We start from the raw sequence: 26971 nt of genomic DNA, 5'->3' as shown, positions 1-26971 counted from the left end.
TGCCCGGCGGATGCCGGGCGGGGGAGGGAAGCCCCGCTCCCGGACGGGTCGCGGCGTCCATGAAGGGCGCACCCGGACGAGGGCCGCGCTGCCCCTCTGCCGGCCTCCCCTCCGCAGGGGAGGAGGGATCTTTCTGAGCCTCGACACCCGGCGCGACGGAAAACACCGTTCCACCGCCCGCCGCGCCACAACCCCCTGGAAAAGACCGGCAACCTGTGCTGGATATCCCGGTATAGCAGCCGTGGAACGCACGCAGCGTCGTCGGCCAATCCGGGGACGCGGTCTCGTCGTGCGCAAGTCCGGAGAAAGCACAGCCACGGCCCGGCCGCGCCTGACGCCCGATGCACTCGCAGAGCGCGTCGCGGATCTCGGACGGGGTGAGCGTCTCGCCGTCATCGGAATGACGCGCGACGGCGTCGGCGAGGCGCTGGCGGCGCGCGAGATCGGCCGCGGGGTGCTTCTGGTCGCCGTCGAGGATCTTCGGACCGCGCGCGCGATGATCGGCCGCCTGCTCGACGACCTTGCCGACCTGGCCCTCGCCCGGTGGCCGGACTGGCCGGGGCGGGACGGGTCGGCGCCCGAGGTGTCCGGCCCCTGGCTGAAGGCGGCCGCGACCCTGGCGGGGGCCGGGCGGCCGCCGCGGTTCCGGCGGGCGGCGCCGGGGCTCGAGTTCGGGCAGCTGCTGCAGGCGGTCGACCCGGGCAGCGTGATCCTGGTGGCGGAGGTCGATCCGGCTTCCCCGGCGCAGGCGGCCCCGGTGATCGAGGCGCTGGAATGGTGCGCCGGCCACGGCGCGGCCTGCATCTTCGCCCTGGCGACCGCGCCGCCCGATGCCTCGCCCTACGACCGCATCCTCTACGGCGCCTGCGAGATCGGCCGCGCATCGGCGCCGGTGGCGGAGCGCTTCATCCCCTCGCGCTCGCGGGCCCACCCCGCCAGCGTGGCCGAGCGGTGGGTCGAGGCGGCCCTGGCCAAGGACCCGGAACTCGCCGGCCTGTTCGTCTGCAACGAGGTCGTCCGCCTGAAGGGCGACGGCCGGCAGCCGCGCGTCGACCTGCTGTGTCGGGAGCACCGCATCGTCGTGGAGCTCGACGGGCCGGAGCATCAGGCCAGCCCGAAATTCGGCCATGACCGCCACCGCGACTACGAGTTGCTGGTCGCCGGCTACTTCGTGCTGCGCCTCACCAACGAGCAGGTCGCCCAGGACCTTCAGTTCGCGGTCGAGAAGATCCGCGCCGTCGTCCGGCTGCGCCGTCCCGACCCCGCCCCCGCCGGAGACACGACCCGATGAGCGAGACACCGACGCCACCGCAGGCGCTGATCCTCTGGCGCCTGCTCGGCCGGCAGGGCACCGCCCTGAACAGCGAGATCACGCCGAAGAAGGCCGAGCGCGACGCGCTGGTGAAGGCCGGGCTGCTCGCGGTCGAAAAGGAGGGCCGCTCCTCGCGGCTGACCGTGACCGACAAGGGCTGGAACTGGGCCGGCGCGCATCTGCGCGACGCCCTGCCGCCGACCATGCGGGTGCTTCAGGACTGGCTCACGCGCCTCCACCACCACCTCGACGCGACGGGCGCGACGCTGGCCGACTTCGTCGGTCCCGCCCCCGAGCGCGTGCCGCCGGAGCCGAAGGCGCCGAGAGACCCGAAGCCCAGGGCTGCTGCGAAGACCAGGACTACCTCCAAACCTGTATCGAAGACGAAATCCGCCTCGAAGACCAGGGCTGCCCCGAAGACCGAGGTCGCCGCGCCGCCGGAAGCGCCCGCCGCCCCGCCCGATCCGGCCCGACTCCGCGCCCGCATCGAGAAGGCCTATCTCGCCTGTAGCGACGGCCGGAAGGCCGCGCCCGTGCGCCTCAGCGCCCTGCGGGCAGAGCTCGCCGACCTCGACCGCGCCACCGTCGATGCCGGGCTGGCGGCCATCCTGAGCGGCGACCCGAGCATCGGGCTCACCCGGATCAGCGACCCCAAGGCCCTCGACGCCGCCGAGCGCGCGGCGGCCTTCAACCCGGCGGGCGAACCCTTCCACGAGATCTGGATCAACGCATGAGCGACGCCCTCGACGCCCTGCGCCGCGTCAACTTCGATTGGGTGCGCACTCTCGACAGCGTCTGGCTCAATGCCGAGCCGACCGGCGCGCCCAACGAGGCGCTGATCCCGGGAATCGTCGACGCGCTCCACGCGCAGACGCCGGGCAGCCGCCCGCGCGGCCGGGTGCTCGTCGGCGAACCGGGCATCGGCAAGACCCACCTCGTCGGCCAGATCCGGCGCGAGGTCTGGGCTTCCGGCGGCTGGTTCGTGCTCCTCGACGTGCTCGGCCTCACCGATTTCTGGCGCAGCGCGGCGCTCAGCTACCTCACCGCCCTGATGCAGCCGATGCCGGACGGCCGGCGCCAGTCCGACGCGGTGCTGGCCGGCGTCGCTCGCCGCTTCAAGGTCGAGGAGCAGGTCGAGCAGGCCTTCAACACGCCCAACATCGACACCCGCAAGATCGTCGACCTGCTCGTCCGGGCGCTGATGCACGTCGATACGGTGCGGGCGCTCAAGCACCAGGACGTGTTTCGTGCCCTCTGCTTGCTGCGCTCGCAAGACCTCGCCGCGGTCGGCCTCGCCCATGCCTGGCTGCAGGGCTACGACGCCGACCCGGCCGCCCGCACCGCCCTCGGCTTCACCATGCCGCCGCCTCCGCCGATCGAGCTGGTGCGCGGCATGGCCTGGATCATGGGCCTGAGCGGCCCGACCCTCGTCGCCGTCGACCAGATCGACGGCGTGGTCGATGCGAGCCGTCTGACCCTTGACGACGATTTCGAGCCCGGCCCCGGCCTCGCCGAGATGCTGGCCGCGGGCCTGATGGAGCTGCATGACGGCGGCGGCCGCGGCATGACGCTCATCACCTGCCTGAGCGATTCCTGGCGGCGGCTGGAGGAGCGTGGGATGAAATCCGCCTTCGACCGATTCGAGCCGCCGGTGCTGCTGAAGGGCATGAACACGCCCACCGCCGCAGCCGCGCTCATCCGCACCCGCCTCGCGCCCGCCTATACCGAGGCGGGTTTCGCGCCTCCCTTCCCGACCTGGCCGTTCGGCGAGGCGGCGATCGCGGCCGTAGCCCAGAACGCGATGCGGCCGCGAAAACTGCTGATGAACTGCGATGCCTTCCGACGCACCTGCCTGGCCAACGGGGTCGTCACGATCTGCAAAGATCTTATTGAACCGAACAGCGGCGACAATCAAACCATTGAAACCAGTCCCTTCGACCTCGACGAAGCCCGCCGCAACGCCGACATCTCCGGTATCCTCCACGACGAGGATGCCGGGCTCGGCGAGTTGCTGCGCACGGCCTTCGACCTCTATGCCTTGGAGGACGACCCGCACGACGCGATCGACGTGGTGAGCAAGGGCGAGCCGGAGCAGCGCCTGCCGCCGCTGCACGGCCGGCTCACCTTCCTCCACCGCGAGGAGAACGACCGCGAGCGCCACGTCTGCTACCGCGCCCTGCTGCAATTGCACCCGATCGCCTTCCAGGCGCGGTTGCGCGCTGCGCTCACTGCCTCGGGCATCTCGGCGAAGATCCCGGGCCGCGAATTGCTGGTGGTGCGCCGCAGTGCGGTGCCGGCGGGCGCCAAGACCAACACCCTCGTCGACCGGTTCATGGCCGCGGGCGGCAAGCTGATCGACCCTTCGGATGACGACCTGCGCACCTTCGTAGCCTTGCGCAACTTGCACGACGCGGCTGTGCGGGACGGACAGTCCGACAAGTTCGAGAGCTGGATGCGCGAGACGTTGCCGGTGCGCGGGACCGAGTTCTTCCGCAAGATCGGCTTGCCAGGCGACGGCACGACGGCGCAACCGGCGCGGGGACGGCGTCCTCCGGGTGAGATCCTGCCCCGGCCGGGGCGCAGGACGGTGCAGCTGCCGCTTCCGCTCCCGACGGGCGATCTGGCCTCGCCCGCCACCCCCTCCGCGCCGCGCCCCACGGCGCGACCCTCACCCGGCTTCGACGCGGCACGCCGCGCGATGCCGGCCCGCGAACCGGACGCAACGACCAGCACCGAGGGCGAAGCCTCCGCGGCCGAACCGACAATCCCCGCGGCCGAGCCCGAGACGAAGCCCGCTCCGCGGACGGCATCGCCCACGGGGGACGCGCCATCTCGCGCCACTGTGCCTCTCGCCGCCAGCCTGGCCGCCCCCGGGCCGGTGCCCGACGCCATCCCGGTCGGGCACCGCCTCACCCCCGACGCACCGCCCGTGTCCCTGCCGCTGCGGCTCCTGCCGCGCCACACCGCGATCATCGCGGGGTCCGGCTCGGGCAAGACCGTGCTGCTGCGGCGCCTGGTCGAGGAGGCGGCGCTCACCGGCATTCCGGCGATCGTGGTCGATCCCAACAACGACCTGTCGCGCCTCGGCGATCCTTGGCCGGAGCGGCCGGACAAGTTCACGCCCGAGGACGACCGCAAGGCCGCCTCCTACGCCGAGCGGGTCGAGGTGGTGGTGTGGACGCCGGGCGTCCATGCCGGCAATCCGCTCTTCCTCTCGGTGATGCCGGACCTCGCGGCGAGCGACGACCGCGACGAGCGCGGCCAGGCGATCGAGATGGCGGCAGAGACCCTGGCGCCCCTCGCCGGCGCGACCAGGATCCTCCAGCGCGGCGTCCTGGCGGATGCCCTGCGGGCCTTCGCGGCGCGAGGCGGCGGCACGCTGGCCCAGTTCACCGAACTCCTGGCCGACCTGCCGGACGGCACCAGCCAGATCGGCAGGGCCCAGAGCCTCGCCGCGACCATGGCGGACCAGCTGCTCGCCGCCGTCGCCACCAACCCGCTCCTGCGGGTCGAGGGCGCGGTGCTCGATCCGGCCCGGCTGTTCTTCGGTCCGGACCGGGGCCGCACCCGGATCTCGGTCGTCAACCTGTCGGGCCTCGCGTCGGAAGCGGCACGGGAGGACTTCGTCAACCGGCTGCAGATGGCCCTGTTCGGCTGGATCAAGAACAACCCGTCGCCGCGGGGCCTGCTGTACGTGGTCGACGAGGCGCAGACCTTCCTGCCCTCGGGGCGGACGCCGCCGAGCCTCGGCAGCGGCATCAAGCTGGTGGCGCAGGGGCGCAAATACGGCCTCGGGATGATCGTGGCGACGCAGGTGCCCAAGGGCATCCACAACCAGGTCGTGTCGAACTGCACGACGCAGTTTTTCGGCCGCCAGAGCGCGCCGGCGACCATCGCGGCCGCCCAGGAGATCATGGCGGCGAGCGGCGGGGCGGCGCCCGACATCGGACGGCTCGGCGCGGGCGAGTTCTACTTCGCCACGGAGGGCTCGGGACGGCCGGCCAAGCTGCGCACGCCGCTCTGCCTCAGCCACCACCCGGCCAACCCGCCGGCGCCGCACGAGGTCGTCGCCCGGGCGAAGCGCTCCGCTGCACCGCTCAGCCATGCGCCGGAGACCTGACTCTCGCGCGGACCGGGCCAACTTGCCGTCACGCCGCGATACCCCGGTTTGAGTCCGCGGCAGCCTGTCCTATAGCCGAGGGAAGGATGGTCTTCTCCGGCTGTGCGACGCATGGATGCTGCGGATCTTCGTTCGTGCTCGGACAGCTTCCTGCACACCATCGAGGAGCATGGCTTCGCCGGCCGCTGGCACTGGTCCCTCGCGTTGGGTGAGCAGCTCTGGTCGCCGGGCTTCTTCCGGCTCCTCGGCCTGGATTCGCACCGCGTCGCGGCCTCCTACGACCTCTTCCGCGAGCTGGTGCATCCGGACGACCGGGGGAGGCTGGCGAGCGCGGGCGAGATCCTCCAGGGCCACGTCTGGCCGAGCGACCACGCGCCGAGCGAGGTCGTCCGGCTGATCCGGCCGAGCGGGGAGCTGCGCACCCTGTCGATCCTGTCGGAGCGCCGTGTCTCGCCGGAGGGCCGGCCGCTCGCGCTGGGCGGGGTGGCCCTCGACGTCACCGACCGCGAGCGGCTGGGGCGGATGCAGGCGCTCGAGCAGCGGCGGCGCCAGTCGCTTTACCTGACCTCCTACACGACGACCTACGCGGTGGAGCCGGACCACCTCCACGACTTCCCGCATGCGGTGGCACAGGTCCACGGCCCGTCCCTCGACGAGATCAACCTGAACCCGTTCGTCATGGTCGTTCCCGAGGAGCGCGCGGCCTTCCGCGACCGGGCCATGGCGGTGCATGACCCGCAGGTGCCCTTCCAGGGCACCGCACACGAGCGCCTCGCCAACGGTGAAGTGTGGCACTTTCGCATCGTCGGCGTTCCGATCTGGGACGGCGCCGGGCGTTATCTCGGCAGGGCCGGCGTGAAGTACCCGGTCCACGAATTCGGCGCCCCGGTCCACGCCGATGGCGCGCCCGGGGACGCCCGGCTGCAGCGGGCCCTCGAGCAGGCGGTGCGCGGCCATCACCTGCGGGCGGCCCGCGGGCTGCTCGACTGGTCGATGCTGCGTCTCGCCGAGGCCAGCGGCCTGTCGCTCTCGACCGTGCGGCGCCTCGAGGCCGACGCCGAGATTCAGGGCGCCCGCTCGCGCCACAAGGCCGTCGCGGCGCTGCGCGCGGCCGGGATCCGGTTCGTCAGCCTCGACGGCGGCACGATCGCGGTGGCGAAGCTGTGACGGCCCGTCCGGCGTGAGACGGGCTGCATGAATCCTTCGGATCAGGCGGGGCCGAACCCCGCCCGCCGCACCCGCTCAGCGGTTCCGGTTGGCCGGGCTCGTCGCCGCGGCGTTGCCGCCGCTGTGGCTCGGCAGGTCGTCGGTGCGGGTGGCGGCGCCGGGGGCGGTCGGCATCACGGTGCCGGTGGCGGCGGGCACGTCGCGACCGGGCATGCCCTTCTCCGCGTTGCTCTTCACGCTGCCGGGATTGTTCATGTTGTTCTCGGCCGAGCCGGGAACGCCGGTCTGCGCCGCGGCGGCGCCCGTAAGGGCGAGCGTGGCAGCGAGGGCGAGCAGGGTCGTACGCATGAGGGATTCCTTCTCCGAGGTATCGTGGGGCGGCAACGCGTGGCGGGCCGGCCAAGCTCCCGACTTTCCACAAGGTCCCCGGCTTGCCGTCACCAACGCATGTTCCTATTTTGTTCTTATCGGAGACGGGAGAACGGGAGGTTCGCGATGCAGCAGGCACCGGAGCGGGACGAGGATCCCTCGGAGACCGCACGCATCGAGCAGGCGGCCTGGATCGCCGCGATGATCGAGGCGGAGCGCGAGCGCGCCCTCGACGCCTGGCTCGCCCGCGAAGCCGGGCTCTGACGCAGCAACTCTGCGCATTTACGCGACAAGTGGCGCCCTGATTTTCCGCAGACTTGACCCTTGCGTCTCGGCTCAGGCACAGTATCGTTCGTCTACGAACGAGTTTGCATCCCGGCGGCGCGAAGTCCTGCCGGGATCGGCCGGAGGTTCGCGCCATGTCGACCCGCGACGAGACGTTTCGTCCCCTGTCCCGCCGCACCATCCTGGGCGGGCTCGCCGCGGCACCCTTGAGCCTCGCGGCGTCCCGGGCGGTCGCGCAAGGCACCGGACCGATCCGGATCGGCGAGTTGAACTCCTACGGCCGCATGGCCGCCTTCGCGGTGCCCTACCGCAATGCCATGCAGCTCGCACAGGACGCCGTCAACAAGGCCGGCGGCATCAAGGCGCTCGGCGGCCGCCCGATCGAGATCGTCTTCCGCGACGACGGCTCGACCCCGGGCGACGCGACCCGGGTCGCCGAGGAGCTCCTGACCCGCGAGAACGTCGCCTTCCTGTGCGGCACCTTCCTGTCCAACGTCGGCCTCGCGGTGGCGGATTTCGCCAACCAGCGCAAGGCCCTGTTCCTCGCCACCGAGCCGCTGACCGACGCGCTCACCATGGGCAGCGGCAACCGCTACACCTTCCGGGTGCGGCCCAACACCTACATGCAGACCCGCATGCTGGTCGACGCGGTGAAGGACCGCGGAATCAAGCGCTGGGCGATCGTGGCGCCGAACTACGAGTACGGCCAGTCGGCCGCCGCCAACTTCAAGCGCCTGATGGCCGCCGCCGTGCCGGGCTTCGAGGTGGTGGGCGAGCAGTTCCCGGCGCTCGGCAAGGTCGATGCCGGCGCCACCGTCGGCGCCCTGTCGCAGATGAAGGCCGACGGCCTGTTCAACGTGCTGTTCGGCGCCGACCTCACCGCCTTCGTGCGCGAGGGCAACACCCGCGGGCTGTTCGAGAAGCGCACCGTGGCGAGCCTGCTCACCGGCGAGCCGGAATACATGATCCCGCTGGGCGACGAGACGCCGGAGGGCTGGGTCACCACCGGCTATCCGTGGGAGACGATCGACACCAACGGCCACAAGGAATTCGTAGCCGCCTACCGGGCCCGGTTCAACGACACGCCGCGCCTCGGCTCGCTCCTCGGCTACGTCGTCGTCGGCATGATCCGCGACATGCTGGAGAAGGCGGGCTCGACCGAGACCGAGGCGATGATTGCAGCGCTCGAGGGCCTGACCTCCCAGACCATCGCCGGCCCGGTGACGATGCGGGCCCTCGACCATCAATCGACGCTCGGCGCCTGGATCGGCGAGACGGCGCTCAACGGCCGCCAGGGCACGATGAGACGAGTCCGCTACGCCGACGGGGCCAACTACATGTTCCCCGAGGCCGAGGTGAAGGCGGCCCGCAAGGCCTGATCTCCTCGAAGCGCGCCGGAGCGGAGGCCCCATGGACCCGTCCTTCCTCGTCCTCCAGGCCTTGTCGGGGCTTGCCAGCGCCTCGTCGCTGTTCGTGATCGCCTCCGGGCTGACGATCGTGTTCGGCGTCACCCGGATCGTGAACTTCGCCCACGGCTCGTTCTACATGCTGGGGGCCTACATCGCGGTCACGCTGGTGCCGCGGCTCCTCGACCTGTCGTACTCGCCCGCGACGTTCTTCCTCGGGGTCCTGCTCTCCGCCCTCCTCGTCGGGCTGATCGGCGTCGCGGTCGAGGTGCTGCTCTTGCGCCGCATCTACCGGGTGCCGGAACTCTTCCAGCTTCTCGCCACCTTCGGCGTGGTGCTGATCGTCGAGGACCTGGTGCTCAAGGTCTGGGGTCCGGTCGACATCGCCGGCCCGCGCGCGCCGTCCCTGCGCCACGGCGTCGAAATCCTGGGGCAGCGTTTTCCCGCCTACGAGCTGGTGCTGATCGCGGTCGGTCCCCTGGTGCTGGGCCTGCTCTGGCTCCTGATGCACCGCACCCGCTTCGGCGTGCTGATCCGGGCCGCGACCCAGGACCGCGAGATGGTCGGGGCGCTGGGCGTCAACCAGGCCCGGCTCTTCACCCTGACGCTGTTTCTCGGTGCCAGCCTCGCGGGGTTGGGCGGCGCGCTCCAGATCCCGCGCATCCCGGCCAACGCCCATATGGACCTGTCGGTCATCACCGACGCCTTCGTGGTCACGGTGATCGGCGGCATGGGCTCGGTGCCGGGGGCTTTCGTCGCCGCGCTGCTGATCGGCCAGCTCCAGGCCTTCGGCATCCTGATCTTCCCGAAGGTGACGCTCGTCCTGGTCTTCGCCCTGATGGCGGTGGTGCTGGTGGTCAAGCCCTGGGGGCTGTTCGGCCGGCCCGAGGCCGCCTCCGGCCGGGTGATGCCGCCGGAGGGCATCCCGGGTCTGCGCCGCTTCCGCCCGGCCGAGACCGCGCTCGCGGGTCTCGCCATCGTCGCCCTGCTGGCGGTGCCGCTCCTCGGCGACGCCTACAAGGTCAAGGTCGCCACCGAGATCCTGATCTTCGCTCTCGCCGCCTTCTCGCTGCAATTCCTGGTCGGGGTCGGCGGCCTCGTCTCCTTCGGGCACGCGGCGTATTTCGGCCTCGGCGCCTACGCCGCCGGCCTCCTCGTCACCGGTCCCTTCAAGGCACCGATGGAGGTGGCGCTGATCGCCGCACCGCTCGCGGCGGCGGTGGGCGCGGCCCTGTTCGGCTACTTCATCGTCCGGCTGTCGGGCATCTACCTCGCCATGCTGACGCTGGCCTTCGGCCAGATCGTCTACGCGATCTGCTTCCAATGGGTGGAGGTGACGGGGGGCGACAACGGCGTCGTCGGGGTCTGGCCCTCGTCCTGGGCGGCGGGCCGCACCACCTACTTCTACCTCGTCGCCGCCCTGTCGCTCACCGCGATCGTCGCCTTGCGCCGGGTGATCTACGCGCCCTTCGGTTACGGTCTGCGGGCGGCGCGCGATTCCGCCACCCGTGCGGAAGCGATCGGCCTCGATGTCCGCACCCATCGCTGGCTCGGCTTCACCCTGGCGGGGGCCGCGGCCGGGCTCGCCGGCGGGCTCTACGCCTTCCTCAAGGGCTCGATCGACCCGACGCTGACCGGCATCCCGCTCTCGATCGACTTCCTGGTGATGGTGCTGGTCGGCGGCATCCAGACCGTGATGGGGCCGCTCGTCGGTGCCGCCTTCTTCCACGCCCTAAAGGACGCGGTGATGCCGCTGACCGAGTTCTGGCGCCTGCTGCTCGGGATCGCGATCATCGCCACCGTGCTCGCCTTCCCGCGCGGGCTCGCCGGCGCCGCCGAGGCCCTCCGCGGCCGCAAGGTCGCCCCCAAGCCCGTGGAGGCCTCGGCATGACCCTGCTCGTCGTCGAGGGCCTGACCAAGCGCTTCGGCGGCGTCGCCGCCGCCAGGGACGTGTCGTTCACGCTGGACGCCGGCGAGATGCTGGCGATCATCGGGCCGAACGGGGCCGGCAAGTCCACCACCTTCAACATGGTGGGCGGCCAGCTCAAGCCCGATGCCGGCACCATCGCCCTCGACGGCCGCTCGATCGCCGGCCTGCCAGCCCGCGCGATCTGGAAGGCGGGCGTCGGGCGCACCTTCCAGGTCGCCCAGACCTTCGTGTCGATGACGGTGGCCGAGAACGTCCAGATGGCGCTGCTCTCGCATCACGGCCGCACCCGCAGCCTGTTCCGGGATGCCCGCGCCCTCTACCGCGACGAGGCCCTGTCCCTGCTCGCCGGGGTCGGGATGCGGGCCGACGCCGACCGATCCGTCTCGGAACTCGCTTACGGCGACGTGAAGCGGGTGGAACTGGCCGTGGCGCTCGCCTCGCGGCCGAAGCTCCTGCTGATGGACGAGCCCACCGCCGGCATGGCGCCGCGGGAACGCTCAGGGCTCATGGCGCTCACCGCCGAGGTGGCGCGCACGAACCGCATCGGGGTTCTGTACACCGAGCACGACATGGAGGCGGTGTTCGCCCATGCCGACCGGGTGCTGGTGCTGGTGCGCGGCGAGATCATCGCCGCCGGCACGCCGGAGGAGATCCGGGCCAACCCTCGGGTCAAGCAGGTCTATCTCGGCGAGGCCGGCACCGAGGCGGCGATGCGCGCGCGCCGGAAGGCGGTGGCGTGATGGACAAGCCTCTCCTCGACGTCTCCGGGCTCACGGCGGCCTATGGCCGGGCCCGGGTGCTGTTCGGCGTCACCCTGACGCTCCGGCCCGGCGAGGTCGTGGCGCTGATGGGCCGCAACGGCGCCGGCAAGTCGACCACGCTCAAGGCGATCATGGGCGTGCTGCCGCCGACCGGCGGCACGGTCTGGTTCGAGGGCCAGGCGGTCACCGGCTGGGAGCCGTTCCGCGTCGCCCGTCGCGGCCTCGGCTACGTGCCGGAGGAGCGGCGCATCTTCACCGACCTCACGGTGATGGAGAACCTGGAGGTCGGCCGGAAGGTGCCGGCCGATGGCCGCGCCGCCTGGACGCCGGACAAGCTCTTCTCGATCTTCCCCAACCTCGCCGAGATGCGCGGCCGCCGCGCCGCCGCGATGTCCGGCGGCGAGCAGCAGATGCTCACCATCGCCCGCACCCTGATGGGCAACCCTCACGCGGTTTTGCTCGACGAGCCGTCGGAGGGCCTGGCTCCCGTCATCGTCGAGCAGATGGCCGATGCGGTGCTGCGGATGAAGCGCGAGGGCATCGCGGTTTTGCTCTCCGAGCAAAACTTGAGCTTCGCCGGCGCGGTCTCGGACCGGGCCTACGTGATCGAGAAGGGCGCGATCCACTTCGAGGGCACGATGGCGGCGCTCGAGGCGGACGAGGCGGTGCGGGAGGCGTACCTGACGGTGTGAGAGGCTTTCCGGAGATGGCGCGGGATCCCCTCTCCCACTGGGGGAGGGGGACAGTGCACGCCTCTCGGCGGGTGTGTCGAGAGAAGCGGATGCAGGACGAGGCCGGCTACAAGCCTGCCAACCAACAAGACTGTTCGTAGGCGAATGATCGAGGTGTGACGTGAGACGCGTGGCAGGCATCGATGTCGGCGGCACCTTCACCGACCTTCTCCTGACGGAGGCGGATTCCACCGGCGTGCGGGTGCGCCTCGCCAAGGTGCCGACGACAGTGCGCAACCAGGCCGAGGGTGTGCTGGCGGCGATTTCCGCTGCCGAGGTAGCGCCGGCCGACCTCGACCTCGTCATCCATGGCACCACCGCCACCACCAACGCGGTGCTGGAGCGCAAGACCGCGAGGGTCGGGCTCATCACCACCGCAGGCTTCCGTGACGTTCTCGAACTCGGCCGCCGCACCCGGCCGAAGCCCTACGGGCTGTTCGGCACCTTCGAGCCGCTGATTCCCCGCGAGCTGCGCCGCGAGGTGCCGGAGCGCGTGATGGCCGACGGGGCGGTGCGCACGCCCCTCGACGAGGCGGCGGTGGCCGACGCCGTGCGCGCGCTGCTGGCGGAGGGCTGCGAGGCCCTGGTGATCCACTTCCTGCACGCCTACGCCAACCCGGAGCACGAGCTGCGCGCCGGCGCCATCGCCCGCGCGCTGTGGCCGAATGCCTACGTCACCCTCGGCCACGCCCTCCTGTCGGAGTTCCGCGAATACGAGCGCGGTACCACCGCCTCGGTCAACGCCGCGGTGCAGCCGATCCTCGACCGCTACATCCGCCGCCTCCAGGACGACCTGCGCAGCCAGGGCTTTTCCCGCGACCTCCTGGTGATGAACGGCAATGGCGGCACCGTGCCGGCGGGGCTCGTCGTCGAGGCGGCGGCGAAGACCGTGATGTCGGGCCCGGCCTCCGGGGTGATGGCGGCAGCCGCCACCCTCGCCCAGTCGGGGCTCAAGAACGCCATCACGTACGACATGGGCGGCACCTCGACCGACGTGGCGCTGATCGCCGGCGGCGTGCCCGAGGTCTCGGCGGAGCTGACCATCGATTACGGCTTGCCGATCCACCTGCCGATGGTCGACGTGCACACCGTCGGCGCCGGCGGCGGCTCGATCGCGTCGGTCAACCGGGCCGGGATGCTTCAGGTCGGACCCGAGAGCGCCGGCTCGGAGCCCGGCCCGATCGGCTACGGCCGCGGCGGCACGCGGCCGACCATCACCGACGCCAATCTCGTCCTCGGGCGGCTCGACCCGGCGAGGCTCACCGCCGTGCGGGCGGGCGTCTCGCTCGACACCATCCGCGAGGCCTTCGCCCGCGATCTCGCCGGGCCGCTCGGCATGAGCGTCGAGGAATCCGCAGAGGCGGTGATCCGGCTCGGGAACGTCCACATGACAGGCGCCATCCGCATGGTGTCCCTGTCGCGGGGCTACGACCCGCGCGATTTCGTGCTCTTCGCCTTCGGCGGCGCCGGGCCGCTCCACGCCGTGGCGCTCGCCCGGGAACTCGGCATCCCGGAGGTGCTGGTGCCGGCCCGGCCCGGCCTCACCAACGCGCTCGGCTGCCTCGTCGCCGATCTGCGTCAGGACCGGGTGCGCACCCTCAACCGCCCCCTCGACGGACTCGACATGGAGGATCTCCGCGCCGTCCTCGAGGAGCAGGCGGCGGACGCGCTGGCGATGGTGGCCGAGGAGCAGGCCGAGATCGAGGAGACCACGGTCACCTACGGGGCCGACATGCAGTTCCGCGGCCAGACCCACCTGATCCGCGTCGCCCTGCCCTCCCCCGGGATCGACCGGGCGACGCTTCAGGAGTTGTTTGAGGCCGCGTATTTCCGGCGCTTCCAGGTCCGGCTGCCGGAGATCCGGGCGGTGGTGGTCAACCTCGTCACCTCGGTGATCGGCCGGCGCCGGCCCTTCCCCCTCGCGGCGCTCCTCGATGAGGCGCACCGCACCGACCTCGCGGGCGCCCGCCTCGGCACCCGCCCGGTCTACGCGGGCGGCGCCTGGCACGAGGCTGCGATCTACGCCCGCGAGGCCCTGCCGCCCGGGGCCGAGATCGCCGGGCCGGCGGTGATCCAGCAGATCGACGCCACCACGGTGGTCGAGCCCGGCGCGACGGCGCGGGTCGACGCCATCGGCAACCTGAGGATCCGAGTATGAGCCAGCTCGACGCCCTCACCCTCGCGGTGATCCAGGCCGGGTTGCAGCAGGTCTGCAACGAGATGGACATCGCCTTCTCGCGCTCGGCCTTCTCGCCGGTGATCGCCGAGGCCGACGACCGCTCGGACGGGATCTACGACCGCGACACCGGCGCGCTGATCTCGCAGGGCGAGTACGGCCTGCCGGTCTTCGTCGGAACGATGCAATACTCGACCGGCGAGCTGATCCGCCTGATCCGCGAGGGCCGAGCCGGGAGCCCGGAGCCTGGCGACATCTACATCGTCAACGACCCCTATCTCGGCGGCACGCACCTGATGGACGTGCGGTTCGTCAAACCCGTCTTCGTCGAGGGCGAACTCTTCTGCTGGCTACAGAATACCGGCCACTGGCCCGATATCGGCGGCATGGTGCCGGGCGGCTTCTCGGCCCATGCCACGGAGGTCGAGCAGGAGGGCCTGCGCCTGCCGCCGGTCAAGCTGTTCAAGCGCGGCACGATGGACCAGGAAATCTTCTCCATCATCGCCTCGAACATCCGCGTCGCCGACCAGCGCATCGGCGACATCAAGGCGCAGGCCGCGGCGCTGATGGTCGGCGAGAGCCGGCTGGCCGACCTCCTCGCCAAGTACGGCCGCGACACCCTCGACGCCGCGATCAAGGAGATCCGCGCCCGCTCGGCGGAGCGGATGCGGGCCGAGATCCGCCAGATCCCGGACGGCATCTACCGGTCGGAGGCCTTCGTCGATTCCGACGGCGTGGTGGACGAGCCGCTGCGCATCGCCCTCACGATGACCAAGGCCGGGGACGGCCTGACCTTCGACTTCTCGGGTTCGTCGCCTCCGTGCCGCGGCCCGATGAACTCGGTGGTGGCGACGACCTATTCGTCGGTCTACCTCGCGGTGAAGCACGTCTTCCCGGACGTGCCGATCAATGCCGGCACCTTCGAGCCGCTGACGATCCACCGGCCCGAGGGCACCTTCCTCGACGCGCGCTATCCCCGCCCCGTCTCGGGCTGCGCCGCGGAGGTGAGCCAGCGCATCGCCGAGGCCGTGTTCCTGGCTCTCGTCCAGGCCATTCCCGACAAGGTCACGGCGGCGCCCGCCGGCACCTCGGGCAACTTCGCGCTCGGCGGCTTCGACCCGGCGAAGAACGCGCCCTACGTCATGTACCAGATCACCGGCGGCGGCTATGGCGGCAACGCGGCCCATGACGGGCTCTCCAACGGCTGCTCGACCATCGGCATCTCGAAGACCGCGCCGGTCGAGGTGATGGAGCAGTACTACCCTGTCCTGTTCCGCCGCTTCGCGCTGCGCGAAGGCTCGGGGGGAGCCGGCGCCCATCGCGGCGGGTTCGGCGTCCATTACGAGGTGGAACTCCTGCGCGGCGAGGCCCGGGCCTCCTTCGTGATGGATCACGGTCGCTTCGGGCCGCCCGGCGTGCTCGGCGGGGCTGCCGGGGCACCGAACGTGGTGCGGATCCATCGCGACGGAGAGACGATCACCCCGCTCCACCTGTCGAAGGACCAGAACATCGCGATTCGCGCCGGCGACCGGGTCGAGGTGATGACCCCGGGCGGCGGCGGCTACGGCGCGCCCGAGACCCGCGACCCCGCCCTCGTCGCCCGCGACCTGCGCCGGGGCTATTACCGCGCGGACGAGGCCGACACCTTGTGGGGGAGCCAGTCATGAGCACCGACACCCTCTCCACGGAAGCCCGCTCGAAGAAATTCGGCGCGGCCGAGGCCGACGGCATCGTGCGCTGCGACGCCTGCCCGGTCCTGTGCCGGATCCGGCCGGGCCGCTCCGGCGCCTGCGCGCGCTACGCCAACGAGAACGGGCACCTGGTGCGCACCGATCCGGTCGTGCTCCTGCACGACGCGGCGGAATCCGGCCAGAAGCTGGTGCCGTTCGGGGCGGCGGAGTGGGACGGGCGGGTGCTCGATCCCTCGCGCACCTTCGTCACCGGCATCGGCGCCGGCACCACCTATCCGGACTACAAGCCCGCCCCCTTCATCGTGGCGAGCGAGCACGAAGGGGTTGAGACCGTCACGGTCGTGACCGAGGGCATCTTCAGCTATTGCGGCGTGAAGGTGAAGATCGACACCGACCGCCATCTCGGCCCCGAGCGCGCGGCCGTGCGGGTGAATGGCGAGGAGGTCGGCCACGTCACCACCGCCGAGTACGGCTCGCAGATGCTCTCGGTCGGCGGCGTGCGCCACCTCACCGGCGGCTCGAAGAAGGAGGGCACCGTCACCTGCGACACGCTCCTGCGCCTGTGCTCGGGCGATGCGGTGACGATGACGATCGAGGGCGGCCACGAGGTCGTGGTCCAGGCCGGCCATGCCCCGATCGTCGACGGCACCCCTGAGCAACGGATGCGCGTCGGCTGCGGCTCGGCGACGGTCGGGATCTTCGCCAAGCAGTGGCTCGGACACGCCGACGAGGTGATCGTCGTCGACGACCACATCACCGGCGTGCTCACCGAGCATCAGGCGGGCAAAGTGCTGGGCATGCGCCCGGCCGGCATCCGGGTCCGCGGGCGGCGCTCGACGCCCGGGCGCTACTTCCAGGTCGCCAATCCGGGCATCGGCTGGGGCGGCACCGACATCGCTGATCCGCTCACGATCATCCAGGCGATCGACCCCGCCACCGCCTGGCCGGGCCTGCGCCTCCTCATGACCTCGACCACCGGGGAGCACGCCCTCTGGCTCGTCCTCGACGACGATCTCAAGCCCGTGCCGGCCGAGATGCCGGCCCCGGTGCGCGGGGTGGTCGACCGGATCGGCGAGAATTGCGAGCCCTCGCTCTGCACGGTGCTGTTCATGGCCGGCGCGGGTGGCAGCCTTCGGGCCGGGGTCACCGAGAACCCGGTGCTGCTGACCCGCTCGGTCGCCGCCGGCGAGACGAAGGTGACGATGGGCGGGGCCCCGGTCACCGTCTGGCCCGGCGGCGGCATCACGGTGATGGCCGACGTGACGCGCCTGCCGCGAAACGCCTTCGGCTCGGTGCCGACGCCGGCCATCGTGGCGCCGATCGAGTTCACCCTGCCGCGGGACCTCTACGCGCGCCTCGGCGGGCACGACGGCGACGTGGTGGCGATGACGGATGTTCTGCGCGAGGTCGGGCCCGCCGCCCGGATCGATCCGTGGCATCCCGGCCATCCCTGGCCGGCGGGCGAGGTCGCAGGAGGGCCGGCATGAACGCCCCGCACCGGCACGAGGCGCCAACCCCTGAGATCGACGCCGAGGCGGTCCGCACCTACCGGGTCGAGGAGCAGATCGGCTACCTGATCCGGCGGGCGCACCAGCGCGCCTCCGCGATCTTCGAGACGGTGATGCGGGACTTCTCCGTCACGCCGGTGCAGTTCGCCGTGATGACGAAGCTGCACGACCTCGGGCCGACCTCGCAGAACCAGGTCGGGCGCCTCGTCGGGGTCGATCCGGCGACGATGTTCGGCGTCGCCCGCCGCCTCACCACCCGCGGCCTGGTGCGGCCGACGGCCGACGAGGCCGATGCCCGGCTGGTGCTGCTGACGCTGACCGCGGAGGGGATTCAGGTGATCGAGGCGATGAAGAGCCGCGGCGCCGAGGTGACGGCCCGCACCCTCGAGCCGCTCTCGCCCGACGAGGCGGCCGAGCTGGTCCGCCTCATTGCCCGGCTGGGCTAGGACGGTGGACGGCCCGGCGGTCCAGGTCCTGGCAGATGGCCGGCTGCACCTGCAGCACGGGCCGATCGACCTGGTGCTGCGCGCCTACGGGGCCGAAGCCGCGGTGGCGGAGGCGCACCGGGCCGCGGTCGGGCGCTTCTCGACGATCCTGGGCGAGCTCGTCGGCGAATTGCCCGAGCTGCGTAAGGCCATGAGCGCGCGGCCGCAGGTTCGGGGCGCGGTCGCCCGCCGGATGGTGGCGGCGTGCCGGCCGCACAAGGAATTCATCACCCCGATGGCCGCGGTGGCGGGCGCGGTGGCGGACGAGATCCTGGCGGCGATGTGCGAGGCCGCCCCCCTCGACAAGGCCTTCGTCAACGATGGCGGCGACATCGCCCTGCACCTCACCGAGGGCGAGACCCTGACGGTCGGCGTCGCGGCGGATTTCTCCCGCGGCCCGGTGCCGGCGATGAACGGCCGGGTGATCCTGTCCCACGCGGACGGCATCGGCGGCATCGCCACCTCGGGGCGGCAGGGCCGCTCCTTCTCCCTCGGCCTCGCCGATTCGGTGACGGTGCTCGCCCGCGACGCTGCCGGGGCCGACGCCGCCGCGACGCTCATCGCCAACGCGGTCGACCTGCCCGACCATCCCGGCGTGGACCGCGCGCCCGCCACCGACCTCGACCCCGATTCCGACCTCGGAGACCGGCTCGTCACCGTCGCGGTGCCGGCGCTCTCGACCGACGCGATCTCCGACGCCCTCGAGGCCGGGCGGCGCCGGGCGGCGGCGATGCGTGCGGCCGGCCTGATCCGCTCCGTCGCCCTGATGCTGCAGGGCCGGTCCGTCGTTCTCGAAGACAGAAGGGAGATCCGCCCATGATCGAGGTCCGCAAGATCGTCGTCACCGTCGAGGAGGTCCGCCACGATGGCGGTCCGGTACTCGGCCATCCCATCCTCAAGGGCTCGGTCGCCTGCCTCGTGAAGAATCCCTTCGCCGGGCGCTACGAGCCCGAGATCACCCCGATGATGGAGGCGCTCAAACCCCTCGGCGTCGAATGCGCCCGCAAGCTCCTCGACGCGCTCGGCGGCGATCCCGGCCGGATCGAGGCCTACGGCAAGGGCTCGCTGGTGGGGGCCGCGGGCGAGCTGGAGCACGGGGCGCTGTGGCACGTCCCCGGCGGCTACGCCATGCGCGAACTGCTCGGCCAGGCGCTCGCGATCGTGCCGTCGATGACCAAGGTCGGGCCGATGGGCGCCTCCCTCGACGTGCCGATCCACCACAAGGACGCGGCCTACGTGCGCTCCCACTTCGACGGCGTCACGGTGGCGGTGGCGGACGGCCCCCGCGCCGACGAGATCCTGTTCGCGCTGGCGATGACCACCGGCGGGCGGCCGCATGCCCGGGTCGGGGGTCTGGCGAAGGACGCGATCGCGAAGTGGGACGGGCAGCGCTAGCGGTCGCAGACTCGGCGACGCCGCAACAAATAAATCACCGCCCTTTCCCGCGCGAGTGAAGCGAGGTGGAAGAAGATACGGGGTCCAGCACCAGAACTCGCGAAGCGTCCTTATCCCCGCCCCATTGAAAAGATAGAGCTGATTCGCGGCACTTCTCTCCTGGACCCTGGATCTCCTTCCGCTGTCGCTGCAGTCGTCGGGGAAAAGGGGTGAGAGCATGGAACGTCACGGACCACGAACGGGGCGATGCGCCTCACGCCGCCCCCCGCTCCGGCACCGCCGCATCCGGCCGGGGCCAGGGGCTCGCCTCGACCCGGTTCCGCCCGTTGCGCTTGCAGCGATAGAGCGCGGCGTCGGCGCGGGCGACCAGGCTGTCGGTGCTCTCGCCCGGGGCCAGGGTAGCGATGCCGAAAGAGCAGGTGCGGGGGCCGACCTCCGGCAGGGCCGTGGCCTCGACGCGCAGGCGCAGGCGCTCGGCGATGGCGGTGGCCGCCGTGAGGTCGGTAGCCGGGCAGAGCAGCATGAACTCCTCGCCGCCCCAGCGGCCGAGGGTGTCGGTGGGCCGCACGGCGTCGCGCAGCAGCGCCGCGAAGGCGACCAGCACCTGATCGCCGACCTTGTGGCCGTGTCGGTCGTTCACCGACTTGAAGTTGTCGACGTCGCCGAGGATCAGTGCCAGGGGCGCACCGCTCGCCTGCGCCCGCTCCGCCGCCTCGGCCAGGGCCTCGTCGAGCTTGCGCCGGTTGAACAGACCGGTGAGCAGGTCGGTATGGGCCAGGGCCTCGAGGTCGCGGGTGCGCTCGGCGATCCGGTCCTGCAGCGTCGCGTTCATCTCGCGCAGGTCGCGCATGAGGGCGGCGTTCTCCTCGAAGGAGCACCGCAGCCGGTCGCGCATGGTGTTGAGCGCCCCGGCGAGCGCGTGCAGCTCGTTGCGCCCACCGGCCTCGATCGTGAGCGGCGGCGCCGCGAGAGTGTCGGCGTCGATCCGGGCGAGGTAGTCGCGAATCTGCCCCAGCGGCCGGCCCACCATGGTGCGGATCACCAGGTAGAAGATGAACCACAGCATCACCGACTTGAGCGCCGAGTTGATCAGGATCACGTACAGCGTGTTCTTGACCTGCTCGATGGCGATGCTGTCATCGGAATGGACGGTCCAGGACCCGATCGGGTAGCGGCGGCCGTTCTCGTCGGTATGGACGACCGGGAAGGTGCGGCTGAACGGGGTGCCGAAGCGGCGGGCCGCCGATGGCGCCCCGTCCCGGCTGCCGATCGCCTGAATGCGCCGGCCGGCCTCGTCCAGCACCTCGACCCCGACGACGGCCGGGATCTCGTGCATGCCCGCCAGGATGCCGCGCAGCACCTCGCCGTTGTAGCGCCACATGGCATCCTCGATGCCGGGGCTGAAGGTGCGCTGGAGCGCCGCCACGTCGTCCTGCAGGCGCTGGCTGGCCGCCCGGTACGCGACGAGCATCTGCAACGCCGTGAGGCCGACCGCCACCAGGACGTAGCAGCCGAAGATCACCCGCATCAGACGGCCGGCGAGCGCCCGATCCCGCCCGGGCAGCCCCGCGGCGAAGATCCCGCGGACGGAGCGGAGGATCGCCATACCCTACGCGCGGCTCCGGACGAACCGGGCTCTCACGACGGGCGTGGACAGAACGGCCGTGCTCAGCCCAAGAAGGCGGCCTCCCGTTCCCATGTGCCTCTCCGCCCCACCCGCTCAGATTGATCTTGTTAGACTCGAAGCTAACACTCAAGATTGGGTTAAGCGCCGACGATGCAGCATCGTAGTCATAAATTCCTAGTCATGAGTTCCTGAACCAGATCCGCGCGAAAGGGCGGCTCCGCTGCGGCAGGGGCGGGAGCGACTGGCCGGGAAACGCTGCCTCGACCTAGCCGCGGCCGGAGCGACCGCGAACGACCACGCTCGTCTCCATCTCGTGGACGCGCTGCCGGCTCAAGCGAATTCCACGGCCTGGGTCCGATTGACGGTGCATGCTGGGCCGGTGCGCCATGCCCGCCCCGGGCTGGGCCCTCGTGTCGCGCCCCGTCGCCGCGCAGGGTCAGAAGGCCCCGTGTCGGCATTGCCTGCGCGAGCCGACCGATCCGGGGGCCGGCCGGAACGACCGGTTGGCCGAGCCCGCGCCGTCGCGGCCCTCGACGGGAGTCGACAGCCGGTGACCTCGCGAGACATCACCACCGTTTCGCCCGCGACGCGCCGCTGCCGGACGGGACGTGGCTGCCTCCCGTCGTGTCCCGGGGGGCAGCGGAGACCGGAAGGACGACGAACGGCGCCGACCCGGCGCGACGGTCGGCGGAGACCTCAATACAACGGCTGCAGACGCACGTTCGGCACCGCGAAGGGCCCGACCACCACCCGCCCGCCGGTGAGGCGCACGGTGGGCAGCACCTTCATCGGCGGCTCGCCGGGGCGGCCTTGGGGATCGTGCGCGTCCTGTCCGGGCGCCGGCTCCTTGCGCCGCCCGCCGAGGAATTGGCCGACGATGTTGCCGATCAGCGCCGCGCCATCGCCGCCGAGCCGCGCCCCGAGCTGCTCGCTGATCAGCGGCGCGATCACCTGCTCCAGGCCGGCGGTGCGCACGTCGAGCTGGCCCGTGGGGCGGTGCTGGTCGTCGAGGGCCAGCACCCCTTGCGCCCGCAGGCGCCGGCTGCCCTTCTCGGCCGCGAGGCTGGCGATCTCGACCGTGCCGCCGGCCTCGCGCCAGCGCTCCAGCTCCTGCGCCAGGGGACGGGTGCGGAAACCCGCGGCCCGGGTCGCGGTGGCGTCGAGCGCGATGTCGGCGGGCTCAGGGCCGCCGAGCACCGGATCGAGGAGCGGCAGGCCGGCCCGCAGCACCCGGGCGCTCAGGTCGACCGCGCCGTCAGTGGCGAAGCGCCCCGGCGTCGGCCGCGCGTGAAGCTCCAGATGGCCGACGGTGAAGTCGATCGGCGAGGGATCGGCGCCGGTGACGGTGCCCTTCAGCCCGTCCGTCACCAGGGAGGCGCGCTGGAAGCCGTCGCCCGTGACGTGCAGGCTCGCCTCCAGCTGGCCCCAGGTCACGGTGCCGTCGAGCCCGTCCTGCTGCACCCGGAACGGCCCGGTCGCCTCCAGGATCACGTGGCGCGGCTGGTAGACCTGCGCCACCGCCACCACCGGACCGGTGGTGAAGCGGACGTCGGAGCGGTCGAAGGCCAGCTGCGTGCAGCGCAGCTCGAACCGGAACGGGAAGCCGGTCAGCGAGCGGTCGGCGCAGGTCCATTGCCGGCCGGCCTGCGCCTCGCGGGCGAACCACGCCTCGATCTCGCCCTCGGCCTTGCCCCGCAGCCAGAACCAGCCCGCGCTCCAGGCCAGGGCCAGCAGGAGCAGCAGCGCGAATGGCGCGAACAGGCCGAGGCGAAGGCCGGGCCCGCGGCTGGGTCCCTGGCTCGGCGGCGTCTCGTTGGTCGGCCCAACGGTGGTCGGCCTGTTCATCGGCATGATCCCGGCTCTGCGGCGGCCCGGCGCGGGCCGCCCGGATTGAACCGCGTCCCCGTAGCTGCTACCGGCGGCGCCCGGCAAGGGAGGTAAGCCGGGAGGCGCGCTCACGAGGTCGTGCCGGACGAGCTTGCCGGGAGGAAGCGGGGTCGAGGCGATGCAGGCGGGCGAGCCGTCGGATCTCTGGGTGTTCGGCTACGGCTCGCTGATGTGGCGGCCGGGCTTCTCCTTCGTGGAGCGTGGGCCGGGCCGCCTGCGCGGCTATCACCGCTCGCTCTGCGTGCTCTCGCACGTCCATCGCGGCACGCCGGAGCGGCCGGGCCTGGTGCTGGGGCTCGACCGCGGCGGCTCCTGCCGCGGCATGGCCTTCCGGGTCGCGGCCGCGGAGGCGGCGGGCACCCTCGCCTACCTGCGCGAGCGTGAGCAGGTCACGGCGGTCTATGTCGAGCGGGTGCTCGGCGTCACCCTCGACGACGGGCGCCGGATCGAGGCGGTGACCTACCTCGTCGACCGCCGCCACCCGCAATATGCCGGCCGCCTGCCGGAAACCGAGCTGGTACGGCTGGTGCGCCAGGGCCTCGGCCGCTCGGGCGCCAACCCGGACTATGTCCGCCACACCCACGACCAGCTCGTCGCCATGGGCATCCCCGACCCGATGCTCGCCCGCCTCGCCGCCGCCTGCGCGGTGCCGAGCCCTTGAGCCGAATCCTTGATCGGTGCCTTCGCGCCGCGAAGGCCCTGCGGACGGACACCAGCCCCTAACAGGAGCATCACCGCGGCGAGGCGATCATTCGCCGTTCAGGCGCGTTGGTCCGTTAGGGCCAGAAGAGACCCACGAGAGCCCGCACGGGCCAGCCGGAGCGCCTCCGCGTTGATGAATCCCACGACCCACCTCGCCCTGATCAACGTCTTCGTCGGCGACATCCAGGGCGGGCTCGGCCCCTTCCTCGGCACCTGGCTGGCGCAGGCCGCGCAATGGGGCCCGAGCCAGGTCGGCCTCGTCACCACCATCGTCGGCTTCGCGACCCTCGCGTTGAGCGGGCCGCTCGGCGCCCTGGTCGACCGGCTCGGCCGGCCCCGGATGCTGATCGCGGCAGCCTGCGCGGCGATCCTCGTCGGCACCCTGCTGCTGCTGCCGGCCCGCTCGTTCATGGCGGTGCTCGCCGCCCAGTTCGTCGCCGCCGCGGGCGGCACCCTCGTGGTACCGGCGGTGACGGCGCTGACCCTCGGCATGGTCGGCAAGCAGGCCTTCCCGAAGCAGCAGGGCCGCAACCAGGCCTGGAACCACGTCGGCATCCTGGGGGCAGCCCTGGCGATCAGCTTCGGCACGCCGATCATGGGCCCGAGCATCGCCTTCTGGGTGCTGGGCGGGCTCTCCGCCTGCGCCATCGTGGCGGCGGTGACGACGCCGAAGAAGGCCTGGAACGGCCGGCGCGCCGTCGGCTGGAAGGAGGACGATCCGGACGACAAGCCGGAGCGTTCCGGCATCCTGAAGGTCCTGTCCGACCGGCGCCTGCTGATCCTCTCGGCAGCCCTCGCCCTGTTCAACCTCGCCAACGGCTCGATGCTGAGCCTGCTCGGCCAGAAGCTGGTGGCCGCCGGCCAGGACGGCACTGGCTGGACCGCCCGCTACGTCATCGTCGCGCAGGCGGTGATGATCCCGGTGGCGCTCTTCGCCGGATCGCTCGCCGACCGGCGCGGCCGGCGCCAGCTCCTCCTCGTCGCCTGCGCGGTGCTGCCGGCGCGCGCCCTGCTCTCGGCCTTCCTGTCCGATCCGTACTGGCTCGTGCTGGCGGAGGTGCTCGACGGCGTCGCCTCGGGCGTCATCGGCGTCGCGGTGCCGGTGGTGGTGGCCGACCTCACCTGGGGCTCGGGCCGCACCCAGACGGCGCTCGGCACCGTCGCGGCGGTGCAGGGGGTGGGCGGCGCCCTCTCGGGCTGGGTCGGGGGCCTGCTCGCGCTCCATCTCGGCTGGACCTGGGCCTTCCTGGCGCTGGCGCTCCCTGCCGGCCTCGCCCTGGTGCTGGCCCTGTGGCTGGAGGAGACCTGCGCCCCCGGCGGCCGGGACGGTGCGGGTGCGGCCTGCGGCCAGGACGAGCCGCCGGAGCCGCGGCGGGGGACGGTGGGCGCCCCGGCCGGGCCCTGAGCCTGGGCCGGGGATTGCCCCAGGGGCCCACTGGACAGGCCGGAGGCGGCCGTGATGCAATCGCGCCCGTCGTCCCCGAGGCCCCTGAGGTGAGTGCGCCATCATGAAGACGCTCCTCGTTCCGGTCGCCCGCCACACCCTGCTCGATTCGGTGCTCGATACCGCGGTCCTCACCGCCCGCCGCTTCGGCGCCGGCATCGAGGGCTTCGGCCTGCGCCCGGCGCTGGCCGAGTACGTCCCCGTCGACATGGTCGGGGGCATGACCTGGGTGCGCGACGAGGAGACCGACCTCGTCGAGGCCCGCGATTGCGGCGGTCTGTTCACCGCCGCGATGGAGCGGCACGGCATCGCCCGCGAGAGCGCCGACGCGGGCAAGAACGGCCCGCGCTACCGCTGGCGGCCCGACGCGCCTCCCGGCGACGGGTTCCTGGCGCAGCACGCGCGGCTGTTCAACGCCACGGTGGTCGGCCGGCCCAGCAGCGGCGAGGGGGCGCCGCGCATGACGACCCTCGAGGCGGTGCTGTTCGAGAGCGGCCGCCCCCTGATCATCGCCCCGCCGAATTCTCCCGCCAGCATCGGCGAGACCGTGGTGATCGCCTGGAACGGCTCGACCGAGACCGCCCGCGCGGTCGCCTTCGCGGCGCCGTTCCTGCGCGCCGCGTCCCGGATCGAGGTGCTGGGGGTCGATGCCGGCATGGTGCCGGGCCCGAGCGCCGAGGAGATGGCCGCCGCCCTCAACCGCGAGGGCCTCTCGGCGCAAGGGCGGACCCTGGCCGCCGGCCGCCGCACCGTCGGCGAGATTTTTTTGACGGAGGCCGAGGCGATCGGCTGCGATCTCCTGATCAAGGGCGCCTACACCCAGAGCCGCCTGCGCCAGATGATCTTCGGCGGGGCCACCAGCCACATCCTCGCCCACGCCGCCATGCCGGTGCTGATGGCGCATTGACGGACCGAGATGAGCGACTTCACCCTCGACCCGCGGCTCTCCGCCGACACCATCGCGCTCGGCGACCTCGCCCTGTCGAGCGTGCTGCTCCTGAACGACAAGCGCTTTCCCTGGCTCGTCCTGGTGCCGCGTCTCCCGGGAGTCTCGGAACTCACCGACCTGAGCCCCGAGGATGCCGCCCGGCTGATGGAGGAGACCCGCCTCGCGGTCGGCGTGATGCAGGCGCTCGCCAAGCCCGACAAGGTGAATGTCGGGGCGCTCGGCAACGTGGTGGCGCAGCTCCACGTCCACGTGGTCGGGCGGTTCCGATCGGATCCGGCCTGGCCGGGGCCGGTCTGGGGGCACGGCACGCGGGAGCCGTATCCGGCGCATGCGGCGGCGCAGCTGGTGGAACGGGCGCGGGGGTTGTTCGCGGCGGCGTGAGGCGGCCCGCCTCTTGCCGAAAGCGCGACGGCATCAGTGCCGCGGCTGCTCCTGCGACGTCGCACGCCACGACACGGTCGCGATCACGTCTCGGCTCCGTACTTCAAATGAGTGAAGTTCGGTCGGCCGGCGGGATTCAGAGACACCATGAAAAGATCGTCGAACGTCTCATCCGCGATCGGAGTCACGGCGATCCCGCACAGGCCTTCGATGATCGGTCCGACCGTGTTGCTGTGACCAACGACGATCGCCACGGTCGTCTCCGGCAGGGCGATGATGGTGCGTATGATGTCCGGTGGAGCGGGCAGCTCAACGATGTCCAGCGACGAACCGATCGCGTGCGCCAGCGGATCGAGGGTCTTTCGTGCACGGACCGCTCCGCTGTGGTACGCTTTCTTGACGCCACTGCGGGCGAGCATCCGGGCCAGCAGCTCTGCCCGTTCCCGTCCTGCCTCGCTGAGATCGTCCGCCGGGAATGGCCGCTTATCAGCGTGGCGTAACACAAACACGAGCACGGCAGCCCTCCAGATGGCTGTGGGGCGTGCAGAAACCTGCTGCACTCTGTGGCAGGACCTGGAGCGGCGCGCGGGCGCGGCTCCAAGTTTCCGATCTTGCGGATTTTTTCAAAAACAAACATATGCTTCG

At 71.8% G+C, this 26971-nt stretch carries 23 protein-coding genes; 19 read left to right on the top strand and 4 right to left on the bottom strand.

Features of this window, described 5'->3' with window-relative positions:
- Window positions 1-400 precede the first annotated feature (400 nt).
- The 4 genes from MFF64_RS11310 (at window position 401) to MFF64_RS11295 (ending at window position 6599) form a co-directional block, all read left to right on the top strand.
- The gene (locus MFF64_RS11310; RefSeq protein ID WP_238190790.1) at window positions 401-1291 is read left to right on the top strand and encodes an endonuclease domain-containing protein; all 891 of its coding nucleotides are present in this window, start codon (window positions 401-403) and stop codon (window positions 1289-1291) included.
- Entirely contained in the window at window positions 1288-2046 is a 759-nt protein-coding gene (locus MFF64_RS11305; RefSeq protein ID WP_238190789.1) for a hypothetical protein, read from the top strand. The genes MFF64_RS11310 and MFF64_RS11305 overlap by 4 nt, the downstream gene beginning before the upstream one ends.
- Window positions 2043-5432 carry an ATP-binding protein gene (locus tag MFF64_RS11300; RefSeq protein WP_238190788.1) on the top strand — a complete coding sequence of 1130 codons (3390 nt, stop codon included), beginning with the start codon at window positions 2043-2045 and terminating at the stop codon, window positions 5430-5432. Before MFF64_RS11305 ends, MFF64_RS11300 begins: the two co-directional genes overlap by 4 nt.
- 111 nt (window positions 5433-5543) lie before the next feature.
- A complete protein-coding gene (locus tag MFF64_RS11295; RefSeq protein WP_133123498.1) occupies window positions 5544-6599 on the top strand; it encodes a PAS domain-containing protein in 1056 nt (351 codons plus the stop codon).
- A gap of 75 nt (window positions 6600-6674) precedes the next feature.
- On the opposite strand, the gene MFF64_RS11290 is transcribed toward MFF64_RS11295, so the two are convergent.
- Complete coding sequence (locus tag MFF64_RS11290) at window positions 6675-6947, bottom strand: hypothetical protein (RefSeq protein WP_133123497.1); 273 nt, start codon at window positions 6945-6947, stop codon at window positions 6675-6677.
- Window positions 6948-7094: 147 nt separating this feature from the next.
- On the opposite strand from MFF64_RS11290, the gene MFF64_RS11285 reads away from it, so the two are divergent.
- The 11 genes from MFF64_RS11285 to MFF64_RS11235 all read left to right on the top strand — a co-directional run bounded on the left by MFF64_RS11285 (window position 7095) and on the right by MFF64_RS11235 (window position 19336).
- On the top strand, window positions 7095-7232 hold the full coding sequence (locus tag MFF64_RS11285; RefSeq protein ID WP_165795749.1) for a hypothetical protein: 138 nt from the start codon (window positions 7095-7097) through the stop codon (window positions 7230-7232).
- A gap of 155 nt (window positions 7233-7387) precedes the next feature.
- Window positions 7388-8632, top strand: coding sequence for an ABC transporter substrate-binding protein (locus MFF64_RS11280; RefSeq protein WP_238190787.1), 1245 nt, complete (start codon window positions 7388-7390; stop codon window positions 8630-8632).
- Window positions 8633-8663: 31 nt separating this feature from the next.
- On the top strand, window positions 8664-10550 hold the full coding sequence (locus MFF64_RS11275) for an ABC transporter permease (RefSeq protein WP_099905383.1): 1887 nt from the start codon (window positions 8664-8666) through the stop codon (window positions 10548-10550).
- Complete coding sequence (locus tag MFF64_RS11270; protein ID WP_099905385.1) at window positions 10547-11329, top strand: ABC transporter ATP-binding protein; 783 nt, start codon at window positions 10547-10549, stop codon at window positions 11327-11329. Before MFF64_RS11275 ends, MFF64_RS11270 begins: the two co-directional genes overlap by 4 nt.
- Window positions 11329-12042, top strand: a complete 714-nt coding sequence (locus MFF64_RS11265) for an ABC transporter ATP-binding protein (RefSeq protein ID WP_099905387.1) — start codon at window positions 11329-11331, stop codon at window positions 12040-12042. The genes MFF64_RS11270 and MFF64_RS11265 overlap by 1 nt, the downstream gene beginning before the upstream one ends.
- Before the next feature lie 160 nt (window positions 12043-12202).
- The gene (locus tag MFF64_RS11260; RefSeq protein ID WP_238190786.1) at window positions 12203-14239 is read left to right on the top strand and encodes a hydantoinase/oxoprolinase family protein; all 2037 of its coding nucleotides are present in this window, start codon (window positions 12203-12205) and stop codon (window positions 14237-14239) included.
- The gene (locus tag MFF64_RS11255; RefSeq protein ID WP_238190785.1) at window positions 14236-15924 is read left to right on the top strand and encodes a hydantoinase B/oxoprolinase family protein; all 1689 of its coding nucleotides are present in this window, start codon (window positions 14236-14238) and stop codon (window positions 15922-15924) included. The genes MFF64_RS11260 and MFF64_RS11255 overlap by 4 nt, the downstream gene beginning before the upstream one ends.
- Window positions 15921-17435 (top strand): 6-hydroxynicotinate reductase, encoded by a 1515-nt coding sequence (locus tag MFF64_RS11250; protein WP_099904434.1) that lies wholly within the window; start codon window positions 15921-15923, stop codon window positions 17433-17435. The genes MFF64_RS11255 and MFF64_RS11250 overlap by 4 nt, the downstream gene beginning before the upstream one ends.
- Window positions 17432-17902 (top strand): MarR family winged helix-turn-helix transcriptional regulator, encoded by a 471-nt coding sequence (locus tag MFF64_RS11245; RefSeq protein ID WP_099904436.1) that lies wholly within the window; start codon window positions 17432-17434, stop codon window positions 17900-17902. Before MFF64_RS11250 ends, MFF64_RS11245 begins: the two co-directional genes overlap by 4 nt.
- A gap of 4 nt (window positions 17903-17906) precedes the next feature.
- Complete coding sequence (locus tag MFF64_RS11240; protein ID WP_099904438.1) at window positions 17907-18761, top strand: UPF0280 family protein; 855 nt, start codon at window positions 17907-17909, stop codon at window positions 18759-18761.
- A complete protein-coding gene (locus MFF64_RS11235; RefSeq protein WP_099904440.1) occupies window positions 18758-19336 on the top strand; it encodes an amino acid synthesis family protein in 579 nt (192 codons plus the stop codon). The genes MFF64_RS11240 and MFF64_RS11235 overlap by 4 nt, the downstream gene beginning before the upstream one ends.
- A gap of 253 nt (window positions 19337-19589) precedes the next feature.
- Here the strand turns inward: MFF64_RS11235 and MFF64_RS11230 are convergent, their stop codons facing one another.
- Together MFF64_RS11230 and MFF64_RS11225 are read right to left on the bottom strand one after the other, a co-directional pair.
- Window positions 19590-20942 carry a GGDEF domain-containing protein gene (locus tag MFF64_RS11230; protein ID WP_238190784.1) on the bottom strand — a complete coding sequence of 451 codons (1353 nt, stop codon included), beginning with the start codon at window positions 20940-20942 and terminating at the stop codon, window positions 19590-19592.
- 717 nt (window positions 20943-21659) lie between these two features.
- Window positions 21660-22808, bottom strand: coding sequence for a DUF2125 domain-containing protein (locus MFF64_RS11225; protein WP_099900019.1), 1149 nt, complete (start codon window positions 22806-22808; stop codon window positions 21660-21662).
- Between the two features lie 160 nt (window positions 22809-22968).
- Here MFF64_RS11225 and MFF64_RS11220 point away from each other — a divergent pair, with 160 nt between their 5' ends.
- The 4 genes from MFF64_RS11220 (at window position 22969) to MFF64_RS11205 (ending at window position 26326) form a co-directional block, all read left to right on the top strand.
- The gene (locus MFF64_RS11220; RefSeq protein WP_099900017.1) at window positions 22969-23511 is read left to right on the top strand and encodes a gamma-glutamylcyclotransferase; all 543 of its coding nucleotides are present in this window, start codon (window positions 22969-22971) and stop codon (window positions 23509-23511) included.
- A gap of 174 nt (window positions 23512-23685) precedes the next feature.
- Window positions 23686-24957: an MFS transporter gene (locus MFF64_RS11215; protein WP_099900015.1), complete on the top strand. Its 1272-nt coding sequence runs from the start codon at window positions 23686-23688 to the stop codon at window positions 24955-24957.
- 103 nt (window positions 24958-25060) lie between these two features.
- Window positions 25061-25903 carry a universal stress protein gene (locus MFF64_RS11210; protein ID WP_099900013.1) on the top strand — a complete coding sequence of 281 codons (843 nt, stop codon included), beginning with the start codon at window positions 25061-25063 and terminating at the stop codon, window positions 25901-25903.
- 9 nt (window positions 25904-25912) lie between these two features.
- Window positions 25913-26326, top strand: coding sequence for an HIT domain-containing protein (locus MFF64_RS11205; protein ID WP_238190783.1), 414 nt, complete (start codon window positions 25913-25915; stop codon window positions 26324-26326).
- An 83-nt stretch (window positions 26327-26409) separates the two neighbouring features.
- Here the strand turns inward: MFF64_RS11205 and MFF64_RS11200 are convergent, their stop codons facing one another.
- The gene (locus MFF64_RS11200; protein WP_099900011.1) at window positions 26410-26841 is read right to left on the bottom strand and encodes a SixA phosphatase family protein; all 432 of its coding nucleotides are present in this window, start codon (window positions 26839-26841) and stop codon (window positions 26410-26412) included.
- Window positions 26842-26971 lie beyond the last annotated feature (130 nt).

Source organism: Methylobacterium frigidaeris (assembly GCF_022179185.1).
Classification (GTDB): Bacteria; Pseudomonadota; Alphaproteobacteria; order Rhizobiales; family Beijerinckiaceae; genus Methylobacterium; species Methylobacterium frigidaeris.
This window is presented reverse-complemented; position numbering and strand designations above follow the sequence as displayed.

What these genes read in the sequence shown, in the direction of transcription:
- MFF64_RS11300 (WP_238190788.1), top strand. Translation starts at nt 2,043, where the DNA reads ATGAGCGACGCCCTCGACGCCCTGCGCCGCGTCAACTTCGATTGGGTG.
- MFF64_RS11270 (WP_099905385.1), top strand. Translation starts at nt 10,547, where the DNA reads ATGACCCTGCTCGTCGTCGAGGGCCTGACCAAGCGCTTCGGCGGCGTC.
- MFF64_RS11225 (WP_099900019.1), bottom strand. Translation starts at nt 22,808, where the DNA reads ATGAACAGGCCGACCACCGTTGGGCCGACCAACGAGACGCCGCCGAGC.
- MFF64_RS11215 (WP_099900015.1), top strand. Translation starts at nt 23,686, where the DNA reads ATGAATCCCACGACCCACCTCGCCCTGATCAACGTCTTCGTCGGCGAC.
- MFF64_RS11250 (WP_099904434.1), top strand. Translation starts at nt 15,921, where the DNA reads ATGAGCACCGACACCCTCTCCACGGAAGCCCGCTCGAAGAAATTCGGC.
- MFF64_RS11265 (WP_099905387.1), top strand. Translation starts at nt 11,329, where the DNA reads ATGGACAAGCCTCTCCTCGACGTCTCCGGGCTCACGGCGGCCTATGGC.
- MFF64_RS11255 (WP_238190785.1), top strand. Translation starts at nt 14,236, where the DNA reads ATGAGCCAGCTCGACGCCCTCACCCTCGCGGTGATCCAGGCCGGGTTG.
- MFF64_RS11230 (WP_238190784.1), bottom strand. Translation starts at nt 20,942, where the DNA reads ATGGCGATCCTCCGCTCCGTCCGCGGGATCTTCGCCGCGGGGCTGCCC.
- MFF64_RS11235 (WP_099904440.1), top strand. Translation starts at nt 18,758, where the DNA reads ATGATCGAGGTCCGCAAGATCGTCGTCACCGTCGAGGAGGTCCGCCAC.
- MFF64_RS11280 (WP_238190787.1), top strand. Translation starts at nt 7,388, where the DNA reads ATGTCGACCCGCGACGAGACGTTTCGTCCCCTGTCCCGCCGCACCATC.
- MFF64_RS11245 (WP_099904436.1), top strand. Translation starts at nt 17,432, where the DNA reads ATGAACGCCCCGCACCGGCACGAGGCGCCAACCCCTGAGATCGACGCC.
- MFF64_RS11290 (WP_133123497.1), bottom strand. Translation starts at nt 6,947, where the DNA reads ATGCGTACGACCCTGCTCGCCCTCGCTGCCACGCTCGCCCTTACGGGC.
- MFF64_RS11205 (WP_238190783.1), top strand. Translation starts at nt 25,913, where the DNA reads ATGAGCGACTTCACCCTCGACCCGCGGCTCTCCGCCGACACCATCGCG.
- MFF64_RS11220 (WP_099900017.1), top strand. Translation starts at nt 22,969, where the DNA reads ATGCAGGCGGGCGAGCCGTCGGATCTCTGGGTGTTCGGCTACGGCTCG.
- MFF64_RS11310 (WP_238190790.1), top strand. Translation starts at nt 401, where the DNA reads ATGACGCGCGACGGCGTCGGCGAGGCGCTGGCGGCGCGCGAGATCGGC.
- MFF64_RS11295 (WP_133123498.1), top strand. Translation starts at nt 5,544, where the DNA reads ATGGATGCTGCGGATCTTCGTTCGTGCTCGGACAGCTTCCTGCACACC.
- MFF64_RS11305 (WP_238190789.1), top strand. Translation starts at nt 1,288, where the DNA reads ATGAGCGAGACACCGACGCCACCGCAGGCGCTGATCCTCTGGCGCCTG.
- MFF64_RS11275 (WP_099905383.1), top strand. Translation starts at nt 8,664, where the DNA reads ATGGACCCGTCCTTCCTCGTCCTCCAGGCCTTGTCGGGGCTTGCCAGC.
- MFF64_RS11210 (WP_099900013.1), top strand. Translation starts at nt 25,061, where the DNA reads ATGAAGACGCTCCTCGTTCCGGTCGCCCGCCACACCCTGCTCGATTCG.
- MFF64_RS11285 (WP_165795749.1), top strand. Translation starts at nt 7,095, where the DNA reads ATGCAGCAGGCACCGGAGCGGGACGAGGATCCCTCGGAGACCGCACGC.